This is a genomic window from Agrococcus jejuensis (assembly GCF_007679035.1).
In the GTDB taxonomy this organism is placed as follows: domain Bacteria; phylum Actinomycetota; class Actinomycetes; order Actinomycetales; family Microbacteriaceae; genus Agrococcus; species Agrococcus jejuensis_A.
Genome location: NZ_VEFR01000001.1, coordinates 438,908 through 454,542 on the forward strand (window position 1 = coordinate 438,908; position 15,635 = coordinate 454,542).

General features: G+C 71.9%; 16 protein-coding genes. 13 read left to right on the plus strand and 3 right to left on the minus strand.

Annotated elements, in window-relative coordinates; translation table 11 throughout:
• Nucleotides 1-95: 95 nt before the first annotated feature.
• Nucleotides 96-1,007, plus strand: coding sequence for a heme o synthase (locus FS793_RS01990; RefSeq protein ID WP_144718009.1), 912 nt, complete (start codon nt 96-98; stop codon nt 1,005-1,007).
• 38 nt (nt 1,008-1,045) lie between these two features.
• Nucleotides 1,046-1,864 carry an SDR family NAD(P)-dependent oxidoreductase gene (locus FS793_RS01995; protein ID WP_144718011.1) on the plus strand — a complete coding sequence of 273 codons (819 nt, stop codon included), beginning with the start codon at nt 1,046-1,048 and terminating at the stop codon, nt 1,862-1,864.
• A 1-nt stretch (nt 1,865) separates the two neighbouring features.
• Here the strand turns inward: FS793_RS01995 and FS793_RS02000 are convergent, their stop codons facing one another.
• Both FS793_RS02000 and FS793_RS02005 read right to left on the minus strand, forming a co-directional pair.
• Nucleotides 1,866-2,786, minus strand: a complete 921-nt coding sequence (locus FS793_RS02000) for a Ppx/GppA phosphatase family protein (RefSeq protein WP_144719721.1) — start codon at nt 2,784-2,786, stop codon at nt 1,866-1,868.
• Nucleotides 2,787-2,830: 44 nt separating this feature from the next.
• Nucleotides 2,831-3,727 carry a COX15/CtaA family protein gene (locus FS793_RS02005; protein WP_186329277.1) on the minus strand — a complete coding sequence of 299 codons (897 nt, stop codon included), beginning with the start codon at nt 3,725-3,727 and terminating at the stop codon, nt 2,831-2,833.
• A gap of 183 nt (nt 3,728-3,910) precedes the next feature.
• Here FS793_RS02005 and sufB point away from each other — a divergent pair, with 183 nt between their 5' ends.
• Genes sufB through FS793_RS02030 form a run of 5 tightly spaced genes read left to right on the plus strand, consistent with a single transcriptional unit; the run spans nt 3,911 to nt 8,019 of the window.
• Nucleotides 3,911-5,329 carry a Fe-S cluster assembly protein SufB gene (sufB, locus tag FS793_RS02010; RefSeq protein WP_144718013.1) on the plus strand — a complete coding sequence of 473 codons (1,419 nt, stop codon included), beginning with the start codon at nt 3,911-3,913 and terminating at the stop codon, nt 5,327-5,329.
• Complete coding sequence (gene sufD / locus FS793_RS02015; RefSeq protein ID WP_144718015.1) at nt 5,329-6,576, plus strand: Fe-S cluster assembly protein SufD; 1,248 nt, start codon at nt 5,329-5,331, stop codon at nt 6,574-6,576. The genes sufB and sufD overlap by 1 nt, the downstream gene beginning before the upstream one ends.
• Nucleotides 6,573-6,932: a non-heme iron oxygenase ferredoxin subunit gene (locus FS793_RS02020; protein WP_144718017.1), complete on the plus strand. Its 360-nt coding sequence runs from the start codon at nt 6,573-6,575 to the stop codon at nt 6,930-6,932. The genes sufD and FS793_RS02020 overlap by 4 nt, the downstream gene beginning before the upstream one ends.
• Nucleotides 6,929-7,687 (plus strand): Fe-S cluster assembly ATPase SufC, encoded by a 759-nt coding sequence (gene sufC, locus FS793_RS02025; protein ID WP_144718019.1) that lies wholly within the window; start codon nt 6,929-6,931, stop codon nt 7,685-7,687. Before FS793_RS02020 ends, sufC begins: the two co-directional genes overlap by 4 nt.
• The gene (locus FS793_RS02030; protein WP_144718021.1) at nt 7,687-8,019 is read left to right on the plus strand and encodes a metal-sulfur cluster assembly factor; all 333 of its coding nucleotides are present in this window, start codon (nt 7,687-7,689) and stop codon (nt 8,017-8,019) included. Before sufC ends, FS793_RS02030 begins: the two co-directional genes overlap by 1 nt.
• An 88-nt stretch (nt 8,020-8,107) precedes the next feature.
• Here the strand turns inward: FS793_RS02030 and FS793_RS02035 are convergent, their stop codons facing one another.
• On the minus strand, nt 8,108-8,464 hold the full coding sequence (locus FS793_RS02035) for a tryptophan synthase subunit alpha (RefSeq protein ID WP_144718023.1): 357 nt from the start codon (nt 8,462-8,464) through the stop codon (nt 8,108-8,110).
• Nucleotides 8,465-8,556: 92 nt separating this feature from the next.
• On the opposite strand from FS793_RS02035, the gene FS793_RS02040 reads away from it, so the two are divergent.
• The 6 genes from FS793_RS02040 (at nt 8,557) to FS793_RS02065 (ending at nt 15,633) form a co-directional block, all read left to right on the plus strand.
• Nucleotides 8,557-9,699, plus strand: coding sequence for an ROK family transcriptional regulator (locus FS793_RS02040; protein ID WP_186329278.1), 1,143 nt, complete (start codon nt 8,557-8,559; stop codon nt 9,697-9,699).
• Between the two features lie 126 nt (nt 9,700-9,825).
• Nucleotides 9,826-10,896 (plus strand): substrate-binding domain-containing protein, encoded by a 1,071-nt coding sequence (locus FS793_RS02045; RefSeq protein ID WP_144718027.1) that lies wholly within the window; start codon nt 9,826-9,828, stop codon nt 10,894-10,896.
• A 3-nt stretch (nt 10,897-10,899) separates the two neighbouring features.
• Nucleotides 10,900-12,435: a sugar ABC transporter ATP-binding protein gene (locus FS793_RS02050; RefSeq protein WP_144718029.1), complete on the plus strand. Its 1,536-nt coding sequence runs from the start codon at nt 10,900-10,902 to the stop codon at nt 12,433-12,435.
• Complete coding sequence (locus tag FS793_RS02055; RefSeq protein ID WP_144718031.1) at nt 12,432-13,412, plus strand: ABC transporter permease; 981 nt, start codon at nt 12,432-12,434, stop codon at nt 13,410-13,412. Before FS793_RS02050 ends, FS793_RS02055 begins: the two co-directional genes overlap by 4 nt.
• Nucleotides 13,409-14,365 carry an ABC transporter permease gene (locus tag FS793_RS02060; protein WP_144718033.1) on the plus strand — a complete coding sequence of 319 codons (957 nt, stop codon included), beginning with the start codon at nt 13,409-13,411 and terminating at the stop codon, nt 14,363-14,365. The genes FS793_RS02055 and FS793_RS02060 overlap by 4 nt, the downstream gene beginning before the upstream one ends.
• 17 nt (nt 14,366-14,382) lie before the next feature.
• On the plus strand, nt 14,383-15,633 hold the full coding sequence (locus FS793_RS02065) for a Gfo/Idh/MocA family protein (protein ID WP_144718035.1): 1,251 nt from the start codon (nt 14,383-14,385) through the stop codon (nt 15,631-15,633).
• Nucleotides 15,634-15,635 lie beyond the last annotated feature (2 nt).

Genomic DNA, 15,635 nt, shown 5'->3' on the forward strand with positions numbered 1-15,635 from the left:
TGTTCGAGCATAGTGACCGCGGCATGCTCACGAGCGGGCCTTGCGGCCCGGTAGACTCGGACCGTCACATGCCGCCTGCGACGCATCCGAGGGTCATGACCGCCACCGCCCACCGCTCCGATCGAGCGCGTCTCGCCGACCGCGCGAAGGCATACGTGGCACTCACGAAGCCGCGGGTCATCGAGCTGCTGCTCGTGACCGCGCTGCCGACGATGTTCCTCGCAGCCGACGGCATCCCGAACCCCGTGGCGCTCGTCGCGACGCTCGTCGGCGGCTTCCTCTCGGCAGGCGCCGCGAACGCGTTCAACATGATCATCGACCGCGACATCGACGCGGTCATGCAGCGCACGCAGGGCCGCCCGCTCGTGACCGGCGCGCTGACGCCGCGCCAGGCGACGGTCTTCGCCTGGACGCTCACGGTCGTCTCGACCGTCGTGCTCGCCGTCTTCGCCCACTGGCTCGCCGCCGTGCTGTCGCTCGCGGCCATCGGCTTCTACGTCTTCGTCTACACGCTGCTGCTCAAGCGCCGCACCGAGCAGAACATCGTGTGGGGCGGCATCGCAGGATGCTTCCCCGTGCTCATCGGCTGGGCCGGCGTCACCGGCACGCTCGACTGGCCCGCATGGATCCTCTTCACGCTCATCTTCCTCTGGACGCCGGCGCACTACTGGCCGCTGTCGATGAAGTACCGCAAGGACTACGAGGCGGCCGACGTGCCGATGCTCGCCGTCGTGCGCGGTCGCGCGACCGTCGGCATCCAGGTCGTGCTCTACGCGTGGGCGTCGCTCGCCTGCACGCTGCTGCTCATCCCGGTGGCCGGCATGGGCATCGTGTACGTCGTCGTGGCGCTCGGCGCCGGCATCTGGTTCGTCGCCGAGGCGCACGGCCTGCACGCCCGTGCCGTGCGCGGCGCGGAGGCGCGTGCGATGCGCGTGTTCCACGCCTCGAACACCTACCTCACGCTCGTGTTCGTCGCCGTCGCGGTCGACACGCTGCTGCCCTTCTGAGGCTCGCCGCCGCCGACGCGGCTGCTTGACTGGGTCGCATGAGCGACTCCGACGTCTGGCTGGTGACGGGTGCCTCGCGCGGCCTCGGACGCGCGATCGTGCTCGCGGCGCTCGACGCGGGCCATCGCGTCGTCGCGACCGTCCGCGGCGCCCACGACCTCCCCGCGCACCCGCGGCTGCTCGTCACGACCCTCGACGTGCGCGATCGCGACCGTGCGGTCGCCGTCGTCGCCGAGGCGACCGCTGCCTTCGGCGGCGTCGACGTGCTCGTGTCGAACGCCGGGTACGGACTCATCGGTGCCGCCGAGGAGGTCTCGGAGGACGAGGCCCGTGCGATCGTGGACACGAACCTGCTCGGGGCGTTGTGGATCACGCAGGCGGTGCTGCCGGCCATGCGGGAGCGCGGCGCGGGCCACGTCGTGCACGTCTCGACCGTCGGCGCCGTCGGCACGATGCCGACCCTCGGGCTCTACAACGCGTCGAAGTGGGGCCTCGAGGGCTTCGCCGAGGCGCTCGCCGCGGAGGTCGCGGACCTCGGCGTGCGCGTCACGATCGCGGAGCTCGGCGCGCTCGACACCGAGTGGGGCACCGGCAGCATGCGCTTCGCGACGCCGCTGCGCGCGTACGACGCCCTTCGGGAGCGCCTGTTCGGCACGTCGGACGTGCCGTGGCCAGCGGAGGGCACCGGTGGTGGCACGTCGCCCGCCGACGCAGCGGCCGTGCTGCTCGCGCACGTCGCCACGCCCGACCACCGGCTGCGCGTGCTCGTGGGCGACGACGCGCCCGCCCAGGCGCACGCCGCGATGCGGATCCGCCTCGCCGACTACGCGCGAGACGCGCGCTGGCCGGCCGACTGACTCACAGCCGTTCGAGGTGCCGCAGCAGGCGGCCCTCGCGCAGCGCCCACGGCGACACGTCGAGCTCGCGCACGCCGAACGCGCGCATGGCCTCCGACAGCACGATGCCGCCCGCGACGATCTGGAACGTGCGGTCGGGCGTGATGCCCGGCAGCGCGTGCCGCGAGTCGGCATCCATGCGCGCGATGCGCGGCACCCAGTCGTCGAGGTCCTTGCGGCGCAGCACGACGCGATCCTCGCCGCCGAGGCCGGGCACGACGCTGCCGGCGAGGCGGGCGAGCGAGCGGATGGTCTTCGACGACCCGACGACGTGGTCGGGACGGCCCGCGCCGCGCACCGTGCCGACGACGTCGTCGAGCACGGCCTTGGCGTAGGTGCGCAGCGCGCGCTGCTGCGCCGCGGTCGGCGGGTCGTCGGTGAGGAACGAGACGGTCGAGCGGCCGGCGCCCAGCGGCACGGAGAGCGCGACCTGCGGCTCCTCGTCGGCGCCGACGGCGATCTCGAGCGAGCCGCCGCCGATGTCGAGCAGCAGGATGCGGCCGGCGGCCCATCCGAACCAGCGGCGCACGGCGAGGAACGTGAGTCGCGCCTCGTCCTCGCCCGAGAGGATGTCGAGCTCGACGCCCGTCTCGGCCTCGATGCGCGCGATGACGGCCTCGCCGTTCTCGGCCTCGCGCACCGCCGACGTCGCGACGACGAGCAGCTGCTCGAGCCCGACGGACTCCGCCACCTCGACGCACTCGCGGATCGCGCCGATGAGCGCCTCCTGGCCCTCGTCGCTGATCGCGCCGTCGACGAGGTAGCGCATGAGGCGCATCGTCACCTTGTGCGACTGGTGGGGGATCGGGCGGCCACCTGGGCCTGCGTCGACGACGAGCAGGTGCACGGTGTTGGAGCCGACGTCGAGGACGCCCAGTCGCATGCTCATGCGGTCGATCCTGCCCGATGCGGGCCTCGCACGTGCGCTCAGACGGCGACGGACTCGCGCACGTCGTCGACCTCGACGCCCGCGGCCGCGGGCACGCGCAGCGAGAGCGCCGCGAGGACGGTCGTGGCCACGATCATGACCGACAGCACCATGTGCGAGCCGACGAGCGCGATCGGCAGGCCGAGGTTCGACTGCACGATGCCGATGGTCGCCTGCGTGACGAGCAGGGCGAGCAGCGTGCCCGCCCAGATGCCGAACGGCCGCAGGCGCCAGCCGACGAGCACGAGCCCGATGGCGAGGGCGAGCAGCGCGTAGGCCGGGAACGCGTGCACGTGCTGCATGAGCGCCGGGTCGAGGCCGTTGCGCGCCGCACCGCCGTCGCCCGCGTGGGGTCCGGAGCCCGTCGTGAGGATGCCGACGTAGACGACGACGGGCACCATGACGGCCGTCGCGAGCATGAGGGCGCGCTGCGCGAGCGTGCCGCCCCAGCGCGCGCGTCGGCCGCGGAACACGCGCCACGCCATCCAGGCGGACACGCCCACGAGCACCGCGGAGAGGGAGAAGTGGATGCCGACCGTGTCGGGGCGCAGGTGCAGGAAGACGACGACGGCGCCGATGAGCGCCTGCGCGATCGTGCCGACGACGACGGCGATCGCGAGCGGGAGCACGCCGGGATGGCGCCGACGGTGCACGATCGCGAGCACGAGCATGATCGCGGCGACGAGCAGCACGACGCCACCCATGACGCGGTTCGAGAACTCGATGACGCCGTGGATGCCCTGCTCGGGCACGGGCACGAACGACTCGGGCGTGCAGTAGGGCCACGTCGTGCAGCCGAGCCCCGAGCCGGTGAGGCGCACCGCGCCACCGGTGCCGACGATGAGGATCTGCGTCACGAGGGTGGCGACGCTGGCGATGCGGATGCCGCGGGTCACGGTGCTCTCTCTCAGCGCAATGGGTTCCCGTGCGCATGGGCGGGTCACGATAGGCTGGAGGCACGGATGACGCCCAGAAGGGCTGCGCCCACAGCCCTCCCAGTCTGCCACCGTTCGCCGGTGCGCGCGGAATGGCGAGGTGGGCCCATCCGCTTGCAGACTTCGAAGAGGTGAGGGGGAGCGATGGCTGATGTGCTGATCGACCGACCGGAGCTGGAGGGGCTCGGCCAGTACGAGTTCGGCTGGCACGACTCGGATGCGGCGGGTGCGATCGCCAAGCGCGGCATCAACCCGCAGGTCGTCGAGGAGATCTCCGACCTGAAGAGCGAGCCGACGTGGATGCGCGAGCGCAGGCTCAAGGCGCTGCAGCTCTTCGAGCGCAAGCCCATGCCCACGTGGGGCGCCGACCTGTCGGGCATCGACTTCGACAACATCAAGTACTTCGTGCGCTCGAGCGAGAAGCAGGCGCAGACGTGGGAGGACCTCCCCGAGGACATCCGCAACACGTACGACCGCCTCGGCATCCCCGAGGCCGAGCGCGCCCGCCTCGTCGCCGGCGTCGCCGCGCAGTACGAGTCCGAGGTCGTCTACCACTCCATCCAGAAGGAGCTCGAGGACCAGGGCGTCATCTTCATGGACACCGACACGGCGCTCAAGGAGCACCCGGAGTTCTTCGAGGAGTACTTCGGCTCGGTCATCCCGTCGGGCGACAACAAGTTCGCGGCGCTGAACACGGCCGTGTGGTCGGGCGGCTCGTTCGTGTACGTGCCGAAGGGCGTGCACGTCGAGATCCCGCTGCAGGCCTACTTCCGCATCAACACCGAGAACATGGGCCAGTTCGAGCGCACGCTCATCATCGCCGACGAGGGCTCGTACGTGCACTACATCGAGGGCTGCACGGCGCCGATCTACTCGTCGGACTCGCTGCACTCGGCCGTCGTCGAGATCATCGTGAAGAAGGACGCGCGCGTCCGCTACACGACGATCCAGAACTGGTCGAACAACGTCTACAACCTCGTCACCAAGCGCGCGATCGCGCACGAGGGCGCGACGATGGAGTGGATCGACGGCAACATCGGCTCCAAGGTCACGATGAAGTACCCGTCGATCTACCTCGCCGGCGAGCGCGCGAAGGGCGAGACGCTCTCGGTCGCGTTCGCGGGCCCCGGCCAGCACCAGGACGCCGGCGCGAAGATGATCCACATGGCGCCGCACACGACGTCGTCGATCGTCTCGAAGTCGATCGCTCGTGGTGGCGGTCGCGCGGGCTACCGCGGCGAGGTGCGGGTGGATGCCAACGCGCACCACTCGGCGAACACCGTCCGCTGCGACGCGCTGCTCGTCGACACGATCTCGCGCTCCGACACGTACCCGGCGATCGACATCCGCGTCGACGACGTCGTGCTCGGCCACGAGGCCACCGTGTCGAAGGTCTCCGAGGAGCAGCTGTTCTACCTCATGAGCCGCGGCATGCCCGAGGACGAGGCCATGGCGATGATCGTCCGCGGCTTCATCGAGCCCATCGCTCGCGAGCTGCCCATGGAGTACGCGCTCGAGCTCAACAAGCTCATCGAGATGAGCATGGAAGGATCCGTCGGCTGATGACCACGGCTGAGACCAGCACCGTAGACACCACCGAGCGCGCAGCAGGCGCAGCGTCGACCGGCCCCGCGCCGCGCGAGCGCAGCACCGTGCCCGTCCAGACGCGCAGCGAGCGACCCACGTCGTTCGAGCCCGCGGACTTCGGCACGCCCACGGGACGCGAGGTCAACTGGAAGCTCTCCGACGTGCGGCGCCTCGCGCCGCTCTTCGTGGACGAGGCGACCGAGGAGGGCGACGAGTCCGCCGTCTCCTACGACGTCGCGGGCCTCGAGTCGTACCTCGTCGAGTCGACGGGTCACGACGTGGCCCCGCGCGGCGAGATCTTCGAGCCCGAGGACGTCGTCGCCGCCATCGCGTGGAAGCGCTGCGCGAACGCGCTGCACGTGCGCATCCCCGAGGGCGAGACCGTCGCCGAGCCGCTCGTCGCCCGCATCGCGGGACAGGGCGAGGGCCGCCACGCGAACGCGCACATCGTGCTCGAGGCCCTGCCGGGCAGCGACGCCACGATCGTGCTCGAGCACTCCGGCTCGGCCGCGTACGCGCAGAACGTCGAGATCCTCGTGCGCGACGGCGCCCGCCTCACCGTCGTGTCGGTGCAGGAGTGGGACGACACCGCCGTGCACGCCGCCGCCCATCAGGCGGTCGTCGGCACCGGCGCGTACCTCAAGCACGTCGTCGTCACGTTCGGCGGCGGCGTCGTGCGCGTCAACCCGTCGATGCGCCTCGCGGGCGAGGGCTCGGAGGGCGACATGCTCGGCCTCGCGTTCGCCGACGCCGGCCAGCACCTCGAGTCGCAGGTGTACATGCACCACGAGGGCGTCTCGACGAAGGGCGACGTGCTCTACAAGGGCGCGCTGCAGGGCGAGGGCGCACGCACGGTCTGGATCGGCGACGTGCTCATCGGCCAGGACGCCACGGGCACCGACTCGTACGAGAAGAACCAGAACCTCGTCCTCACGGACGGCACGCGCGCCGACTCGATCCCGAACCTCGAGATCGAGACCGGCGACATCGCCGGTGCCGGTCACGCCTCGGCGACCGGTCGCTTCGACGACGAGCAGCTGTTCTACCTGCAGGCTCGCGGCATCCCCGAGGAGCAGGCGCGACGCCTCGTCGTCGTCGGCTTCCTCATGGAGATCGTGCAGCGCATCGGCATCCCCGACCTCGAGGAGCGGCTCGCCGCCGACATCGAGGCCGAGATCGCACGCGGTGCCGGCCTCGCGCCCGCGTCGCGGGCGGGGGCATGACCGCGACGCGCGCCTGCTCGGCGAGCGAGATCTCCACGTCCGAGCCGCGCAAGGTCGAGATCGACGGTATCGCCGTGTCGATCGTGCGCGACTCGGCGGGGACGATCCACGCGCTGGGCGATCGCTGCACCCACGGCGACATCTCGCTCTCCGAGGGGTTCGTCGAGGACGACACCCTCGAGTGCTGGGCCCACGGCTCGCAGTTCTCGCTGCACACGGGCCGACCCCTGAACCTCCCGGCGTACGAGCCGGTGCCGGTGTATCCGGTGATCATCGACGGCGACGACGTGCTCGTCGACGTGACGAACCCCATCGACGTGTCCGGCCTCATGGCCGACGGTAAGGAGCTGACGTGAGCACCCTGGAGATCAAGGACCTGCAGGTCTCGATCGAGACGCAGGAGGGCTCGAAGCCCATCCTCAAGGGCGTCGACCTGACGATCCGGTCGGGCGAGATCCACGCGGTCATGGGCCCGAACGGCTCGGGCAAGTCGACCCTCGCGTACACGATCGCCGGCCACCCGCGGTATCAGGTCGACGGCGGCTCGATCACGTTCGACGGTCAGGACGTGCTCGCGATGAGCGTCGACGAGCGTGCACGCGCCGGCGTCTTCCTCGCCATGCAGTACCCGGTCGAGATCCCCGGCGTCACGGTGTCGAACTTCCTCCGCACCGCGAAGACGGCGATCGACGGCGAGGCGCCCCAGCTGCGCCCGTGGATCACGTCGGTGCGCGAGGCCATGGGTGACCTGCGCATGGACTCGTCGTTCTCGGAGCGCAACGTCAACGAGGGCTTCTCGGGCGGCGAGAAGAAGCGCCACGAGATCCTCCAGCTCGAGCTGCTGCAGCCGAAGCTCGCCGTGCTCGACGAGACCGACTCGGGCCTCGACGTCGATGCGCTGCGCATCGTCAGCGAGGGCGTGAACCGCGTCAAGGGCAAGACCGACATGGGCGTGCTGCTCATCACGCACTACACGCGCATCCTCCGCTACATCCAGCCCGACTTCGTGCACGTCTTCGTCGACGGCAAGGTCGCCGAGCAGGGCGGCAAGGAGCTCGCGGAGCGCCTGGAGGACGAGGGCTACGATCGGTACCTGAAGGCAGGAGTCTGATGGCAGTCACCGAGCTCGCACCAGAGCTGTTCGACGAGGCGAGCGAGGCCCTCAAGGGCGTCGTCGACCCCGAGCTCGACGTCAACATCGTCGACCTGGGCCTCATCTACGACCTGGCATGGGACGACGAGCAGGACGCGCTCGTGATCTCGATGACGCTGACGAGCGCGGGATGCCCGCTCACCGACGTCATCGAGCAGGAGATCGCCGACAAGCTCGACGGCATCGTCGCCCGATTCCGCATCAACTGGGTGTGGATGCCGCCGTGGGGTCCCGAGCGGATCACGGAGGACGGTCGCGAGATGATGCGCGCGTTGGGCTTCACGATCTGAGCACCGCTCCGACGTCACGAACGGCGCAGCACCTCCGGGTGCTGCGCCGTTCCGCGTGCTCGGGCCTCGCTGCCGGTCGGCAGCGCCGTCAGCGTCCGACGCGACGGATCCTGGGCGCCCAGACGCGCACGGACTCCGCCTCCGACAGCATCGTCCACACCGTGGTGGCGAGCGGCGGGTAGTCGGCGGCGATGCGACGCAGCACGACGTCGCTCACGTCCTCGTCGGGGCGCACGGCGCCGGGCGGCAGGATGCGCTCCGAGCGCAGCAGGAGCACGACGAGCTCGTCGACCGTCGGCAGGTCGGCCATGAAGTCCCACGGGTCCTCGCCGGCGCGGAGCCGCTCGTCGACGAGCACCGAGCGCTCGTCGGCGGCCTCTGCGCGCAGCACCTCGAGGCTCGCGCGTCGCTGCGGCGACGGGTGCGGGGCGGGCTGCTGGGTCACCGATCCAGCCTACGACGCGCGCCGAGCGGTGCCCGGCGTGTCCGCGGTGCGCGAATCCGTCGGCGCGTCGACCGGGTGCCAGGATGGCCGATGTGAGCTCCGAGGCGACGACCCACCGCAACCGGGCGGCGGTGCTGCAGGCGGTGCGCGACGCGCACGGCGCCTCCCGCGCCGAGCTCGCCGAGCGGACGGGCCTGAGCGTCGCGACCGTCTCGCGGGCAGCCGCAGCGCTCATCGATGCGGGCCTGCTGCTCGAGGAGAGCGCCGTCGGCCCCAGCGGCGGCCGTCCGCTCGGCCGCCTGCAGGTCGACGAGCGGGCCGCGACGGTGCTGGCGGTCGACGTCGCAGACCGGCACACGACGATCGCGCTCGTCGACCTCGGCGGCACGGTGCGCAGCAGCGAGCGCATCCCGGCGAGCAGCACGGATCCCGACGAGCGGCTCGCCCACACGCTCGAGGCCGTCGAGGCGGCGTGGCGCGCCGCGGTGCCGACGCCCGTCGCCATCGGCGTCGCGATCCCCGGTCCGGTGCAGCCCGACGGCGAGATCGACTTCGCGCCCGCGCTGCGCTGGCGCGGCATCCGCATCGCCGACCTGCTGCGGGCGCGCATCGGCGCGCCGGTCGCGGTCGCCAACGACGCGAACCTCATCGCGCTCGCCGAGTCCCGCTGGGGCGTGCACCGGGATGCGTCGACGCTCGTCGCCCTCGCGGTGTTCGAGGGCGTCGGCTCGGGGATCGTGGAGGCGGGCCGCGTCGTCGAGGGCTCGCGAGGGTTCGCCGGCCAGATCGGCCGCATGCTCCTCGACGTGCGTCCCATCGAGCGACGCGACGACGACTTCGGCGACCTCGAGACGCAGCTGGGATCGATCGGTCTCGAGCGCCGGGCGCGGGACGGCGGCATCGCGCTCGTCGGCGACGAGCCGTTCGCAGCGCTGTTCGCGCGACTCGACGACGGCGATGCCGCCGCACGGCTCGCCCATCGCGTGCTGGACGAGTTCGCGGTCGCGATCGCGAACCTCTGCGCGATCCTCGATCCAGAGGTCGTCGTGCTCGCCGGCCGCTTCGCACCGCTCGTCGACACGATCGTGCCGCAGCTCGAGGAGCGCCTCGCGGGGCGCATCCTGCATCTGCCGCGGCTCGTGCCGCCGTCGACGCCGGCGGACGGCGCGCTGCTGGGGGCCGCCGCCGTCGCGATCGACGCCTTCGGGCCGCTCGAGCGCCTGCTCGCGCCCTGACGCGAGCGCATCCGGGTCACGATCTCGTCACGCCTCTGGCCAGACGAGGACTCCTCGTGCCACACTGACCGCACAGTTTCTCGCAGTCTGCGCGAAAGTGCGGCTGCTGATGCAAGGAGGCATCGAATGCGTACGCGTCTTCTCTCGGTCGCAGCGCTGGCGGCGACGGCTCTCGTCGCCACCGGCTGCTCCACCGTCTCCAACGAACCGGCTGCGTCCGGCGACGGCGACGGTGCTGGACCCTTCACCATCGGCATCTCGAACGGCTTCGTCGGCTCCGAGTACCGCACCCAGATGATCTCGGACATCGAGGATGCCGCGTCCTCGTACCAGGACGAGGGCCTGCTCGAGGACCTCGTGCTCGAGAACGCCGACACTGACGTCAACGGGCAGATCCAGCAGGTCCGCAATCTCATCAACGCCGGCGTCGACGCCATCATCGCCGACCCGAACTCCGGCTCCGCGCTCGACCAGGTGTTCCAGGAGGCCACCGACCAGGGCATCCTCGTCTTCGCCATCGACCAGGCCGTCACGGCCGATTCGGTCATCAACGTCGGCATCGACCAGGCGGAGTGGGCTGCGACGAGCGCCGAGTGGCTCGCCGAGCAGGTCGGCGAGGGTGGCCAGATCGTCGCCGTCAACGGCATCTCCGGCCACCCGGCCAACGAGGCTCGCTACGGTGCCGCGCAGGAGGTCTTCGACGAGGCCGGCGTCGAGGTGCTCACGACCGCCGACGGCGGCTGGGACCAGGCGACGGGGCAGCAGCAGATGGGCAACCTGCTCGCGACCTACCCCGAGATCGACGGCGTGTGGACGCAGGACGGCATGGCGCTCGGCGTGCTGCAGGCCGTCGTCGCGGCGGGCCGCGAGGACGAGATCGTCGTGACGGGCGAGGCCCGCAACGGCTTCCTGCAGCTCTGGAACGAGCAGTCGGACGACTTCGAGTCCATCGGCGTCACGAACCCTCCCGGCACGGGAGCCACGGCGCTGCACCTCGCGATGGCGATGCTGCAGGGTGCCGAGATCGACGAGTCGCAGCTCGTCGACGGCAACACGCTCGTGCTCGCCCTCGAGGAGCCCGTCACGAACGAGAACCTCGACGCGGTGTGGGCCGAGACCGAGGGCGAGGGCGAGTCGTACGTGCTCGACTCGATCCTCTCGGCCGACGACGTCCAGCAGTTCCTCGTCCAGGACTGATCGATGACCGTGACCTCGCCGCTCGTGCGGCTCTCGGGCGTGCACAAGCGCTACGGCGGCGTGCAGGCGCTCCGCGACGCGAGCCTCACGGCAGCGGGCGGCGAGGTCCACGGACTCCTGGGGCCCAACGGCTCCGGCAAGTCCACCCTCGGCAAGGTGCTGGCCGGATCCGTCCGCCCGGATGCCGCCGAGATCGTGCTCGCGGGGGAGTCGGTCCGCATCGGCTCCCCGCGGGCCGCCGCACGCCTCGGCGTCGCGGCCGTCTACCAGCAGCTGAGCCTCGTCCCCGACCTCTCCGTCGGCCAGAACCTCGTGCTCGGCAGCGAGCCGGGCAGGCTCGGCTTCCTCTCCGACCGCGCCGCGGCGCGCCGCGTCGCGCCCGTGCTCGAGCGGCTCACGCCCGCCCTCGGCGACGTGCGCTTCGACGACGCCGTGCGCGACCTCGCCCCCGGCCAGCAGCAGCTCGTCGAGATCGGCAAGGCGCTGCTGCGCGAGCCCCGCGTGCTCATCCTCGACGAGGCCACCGCGTCGCTGCACCGCGACCAGGTCGCGCTCGTCTTCGACATCGTGCGCGAGCTGCGCGAGGGCGGCGCCGCCATCCTCTTCGTCTCCCACCGTCTCGACGAGATCACCGAGCTGTGCGATCGCGCGACGATCCTGCGCTCCGGCGTCACGGTCGCCGAGACGTCGGTGCCCGACACGACGCCCGACGAGATCGTGCGCCTCATGGTGGGCGACGTGCAGCAGGTCGAGCGCGAGCATCGCGACGCTGCCGGCGGCCCCGTGCGACTGCGCGTGCGCGGCCTCGCAGGGGGAGCGCTGCACGGCGTGGACCTCGACGCGCGCGGTGGCGAGATCGTGGGCCTCGGCGGCCTGCAGGGCCAGGGCCAGTCGGAGCTGCTGCTCGCGCTCTTCGGTGCCATCGCGGCGGCCGGCGACGTGGAGGTCGACGGCGAGCCCGTGCGGCTCGCGTCGCCCCGCTCGGCCGCCCGCCGCGGCATCGCGCTCGTACCCGGCGACCGCGGCACGCAGGGCACGCTGCCCGCGCGTCCGATCCAGGAGAACCTCGCCATCGCGAGCATCGCCGGCCGCGCGCGCGTCGGCGTGCTGTCGACGCGGCGCGAGCGCGAGGCGGCGCAGTCGATGGTCGATGCGCTCGCCATCAAGATCGGCTCGCTCGCGGACCCCATCTCGAGCCTCTCGGGCGGCAACGCCCAGAAGGTCGTGTTCGGCAAGTGGCTGCTCACCGAGCCGAGCGTCGTGCTGCTCGACGATCCGACGAAGGGCGTCGACGTCGGCGCCAAGGCCGAGATCTACCGCATCGTGCGCGGGCTCGCCGAGCAGGGCGCCACCGTCGTCATCAACTCGAGCGAGGATCGCGAGCTCGTCACCGTGTGCGATCGCGTGCTCGTGCTGTTCGAGGGCGCGGTGCGTGCGACGCTCGTCGGCGACGAGATCACCGAGGAGCGCCTCGTGCAGGCCGCCCTGCGCATCGGCGAGGGCACGCAGGGCGCTGCCACCGGAGAGGACGCGGCATGACCGCCGCGACGCAGGCACCCCCTGCGCCCACGGTCGTCGACCGCGTGCGCAGCGTGCGCGTCGCCTCGTGGGCGACCGCAGCGCTGCTCGTCGTCGCCGTCGTCGCGGCCATCGCGCTGCAGCCGAACCTGCTGACGCCCTACGGCGTCGCGTCGACGTTCGCGACCTTCCTGCCCCTCGTCCTCGTCGCCGTCGCGCAGGCCATCGTCGTGATCGGCGGCGGGCTCGACCTGTCGGCGGGCGCGATCGTCGCGCTCTCGAGCGTCGTCGCCGTGCAGGTCATGCGCGGCGAGGACGGCCTCGCCGCCGTCGGCCTCGCCGCCGCCGTCGGCACCGGCGTCGCCTGCGGCATGCTCAACGGCCTCGTGGTGTCGCGGCTGCGACTCCAGCCGCTCATCGCGACCTTCGCATCGGCGTCGATCTTCTCGGGGCTCGCGCTGCTCGTGCTGCCGACGCCGGGCGGCACGGTGCCCGCGATCCTCACCGGCACGTTCCGCCAGGCGATCGCCACCGTGCCGATGTCGGTGCTGCTCGTCGTCGCCGTCGCCCTCGGATGGCTCGTGCTGCGCCGCACCCGCGTGCTGCGCCACATCCGCGCCACGGGCGGCGACCCGGCCGCCGCCTACGCCTCGCTCGTGCCCGTGCAGACGAGCCAGTTCGCCTCGTACGTCCTCAGCGGCGCGATCAGCGGGCTCGCGGGCCTCGCGGTGCTCGGCAACGCCGGCTCGGGCGACCCGTTCATCGGTGGCGACCTCGCGCTCGGCAGCGTCGCGGCCGTCGTCGTCGGCGGCATCGCGCTGCGCGGCGGCATCGGCTCTCCGATCGGCGCGATCGCCGGCGCGATCATCCTCGCCCTCTCGTCGACGATCCTCTTCTCGATCGGGCTGCCCACCTCGTGGCGCGCCCTCGCAGCCGGCGTCGTCGTCATCCTCGCGCTCGCGCTGAGCGCGCTCGGAGCACCCAGGAGGCGCCGATGAGCCGCGTCGTGCCGATCCTCAAGGATCCCGTCGTCGTCGCGGCGCTCATCGCGGTGCTGCTCATCGCGATCGGCGGCATCCTGCGGCCCGGCTTCGCGTCGCCCGACCAGATCGTCGACATGCTGCGCGTCGCCTCGTTCCTCGGCATCATCGCCATCGGGCAGACGATCGTCGTGCTCTCGGGCGGCGAGGGCATCGACCTCTCGGTCGGCACCGTCGCGACGCTCGGCGCGATCCTCGCCAGTCGCACGATGGCGGGCGACGACGCGATGATCGTGCCCGGCGTGCTGCTGGCGCTCGGCGTCGCGGCCCTCATCGGACTCGCGAACGGGCTCGGCATCGTGGCGCTGAAGATCCCGCCGTTCGTCATGACGCTCGGGATGCTCGGCGTGGTCGGCGGCCTCATCCTCGTCGTCACCGGGGGCCGCGCCGACGGCCGCGCCGCGCCGGCGCTCGTGTCGCTCGTGAACGGTCGCGACGTGCTCGGGCTGCCCGGCATCCTCATCGTCTGGCTCGTGCTCGGCGGCGCGGTGACGCTCGTGCTGCGCCGCACGGTCTTCGGCGCGCGGCTCTACGCGATCGGCACGAGCCGCGAGGCCGCACGCCTGTCGGGCGTGCCCGTGCGGCGCGTGACCGTGTCTGCCTACGTGCTGTCGTCGCTCTTCGCCGCCCTCGGAGGCATCGCGATGGTGGGGTACTCGCAGCAGGTGTTCCTCAACCTCGCCGACGACCTCACGCTGCCGTCGATCGCCGCCGTCGTCATCGGCGGCACGCTCGTGGCCGGCGGCGTCGGCGGCTACCTCGGCAGCGCCGTCGGCGCCATCGTGCTCACCGTGCTCACGAGCCTGCTCACGACCCTCGCGATGCCCGAGTGGGCTCGCATCGTCGTGCAGGGCGTCGTGCTCATCGCGCTGCTCGCCGTGTACGGCAGGCAGCGCAGGCTCCGCGCCTGAACCCCTAGGGAGGACCCATGGCAGATCGCAGCGTGCTCGGCGTCGGCATCGTCGGCGCCGGCTTCATCGGCGAGTTCCACGTGCGCTCGTGGACGGGCGTGCGCGACGCCGACGTCGTCGCCGTCGCCTCGCGCACGCGCGAGAGCGCCGCGCGCGTCGCAGCCCTCGCCGAGGAGCTCGCCGTCGGCGTCGACGTCGCCGTGCACGACGACGTGCGCGCGCTCGTGCGCGACCCGCGCGTCGACGCGGTCTGGGTGCTCACGCCCAACGACACCCGCGTCGACGTCATCGAGGCCATCTGCGAGGAGGTGCGCGCCGGCGCGACGCTCACGGGCATCGCGATCGAGAAGCCGCTCGGCCGCACGGTCGCGGAGGCGCAGCGCATCCTCGGGCTCGTCGAGGAGGCCGGCCTGCTGCACGCCTACCTCGAGAACCAGGTCTACGCCCCCGCCATCACGCGTGCGCACGAGCTCGTGTGGCGCCGCGGCGCGTCCGAGGCGGGCTCGCCGTACCTCGCCCGCTGCGCCGAGGAGCACTCCGGACCGCACAAGGCGTGGTTCTGGGACGGGATCCGACAGGGCGGGGGCGTGCTGTCGGACATGATGTGCCACTCGGTCGAGGCGGGCAGGTACCTGCTGACCCCGCCGGGCGTCGACCCCGCCGACTGGCTGCGCCCCGTGTCGGTGACCGCCAGCATCCAGTCGCTCAAGTGGGGCAGGCCCGCGTACGCGGAACGCCTGCTGGAGCTCTACCCGGGTGCGCCCGACTATCGCGAGCGTCCGAGCGAGGACTACGCACGAGCGGCGTGGGAGTTCGTGAACGGCGACGGCGAGATCGTGATCGCCGAGGGCACGACGTCGTGGAGCCACGTCGGCGCAGGCCTGCGGCTCTCGTTCGAGCTGCTCGGCCCCGAGTACTCGATGCAGTCGGACACGCTGCAGACGGAGTCGCGCGTCTTCCTGTCCCGTGCCCTCGGTCAGGGACAGGGCGAGGACATGCTCGAGAAGCAGAACGCCGAGCAGGGCCTCATGCCCGTCGTCGCCGACGAGGCCGCGACCTACGGCTACACGGGGGAGAACCGGCACGTCGCCGCGTGCTTCCTGCGCGGCGAGCAGCCCGCCGAGTCGCTGCGCAACGGCGTCGCGGTCGCCGAGCTGCTCATGGCCGCGTACCTGTCGGCGCAGACGGGCGAGACGGTGCGCTGGCCCGTCGACCTCGCGGACTTCGTGCCCGACGTCGCCCAGGGCACCTGGAACCCGCGCCGCTGACG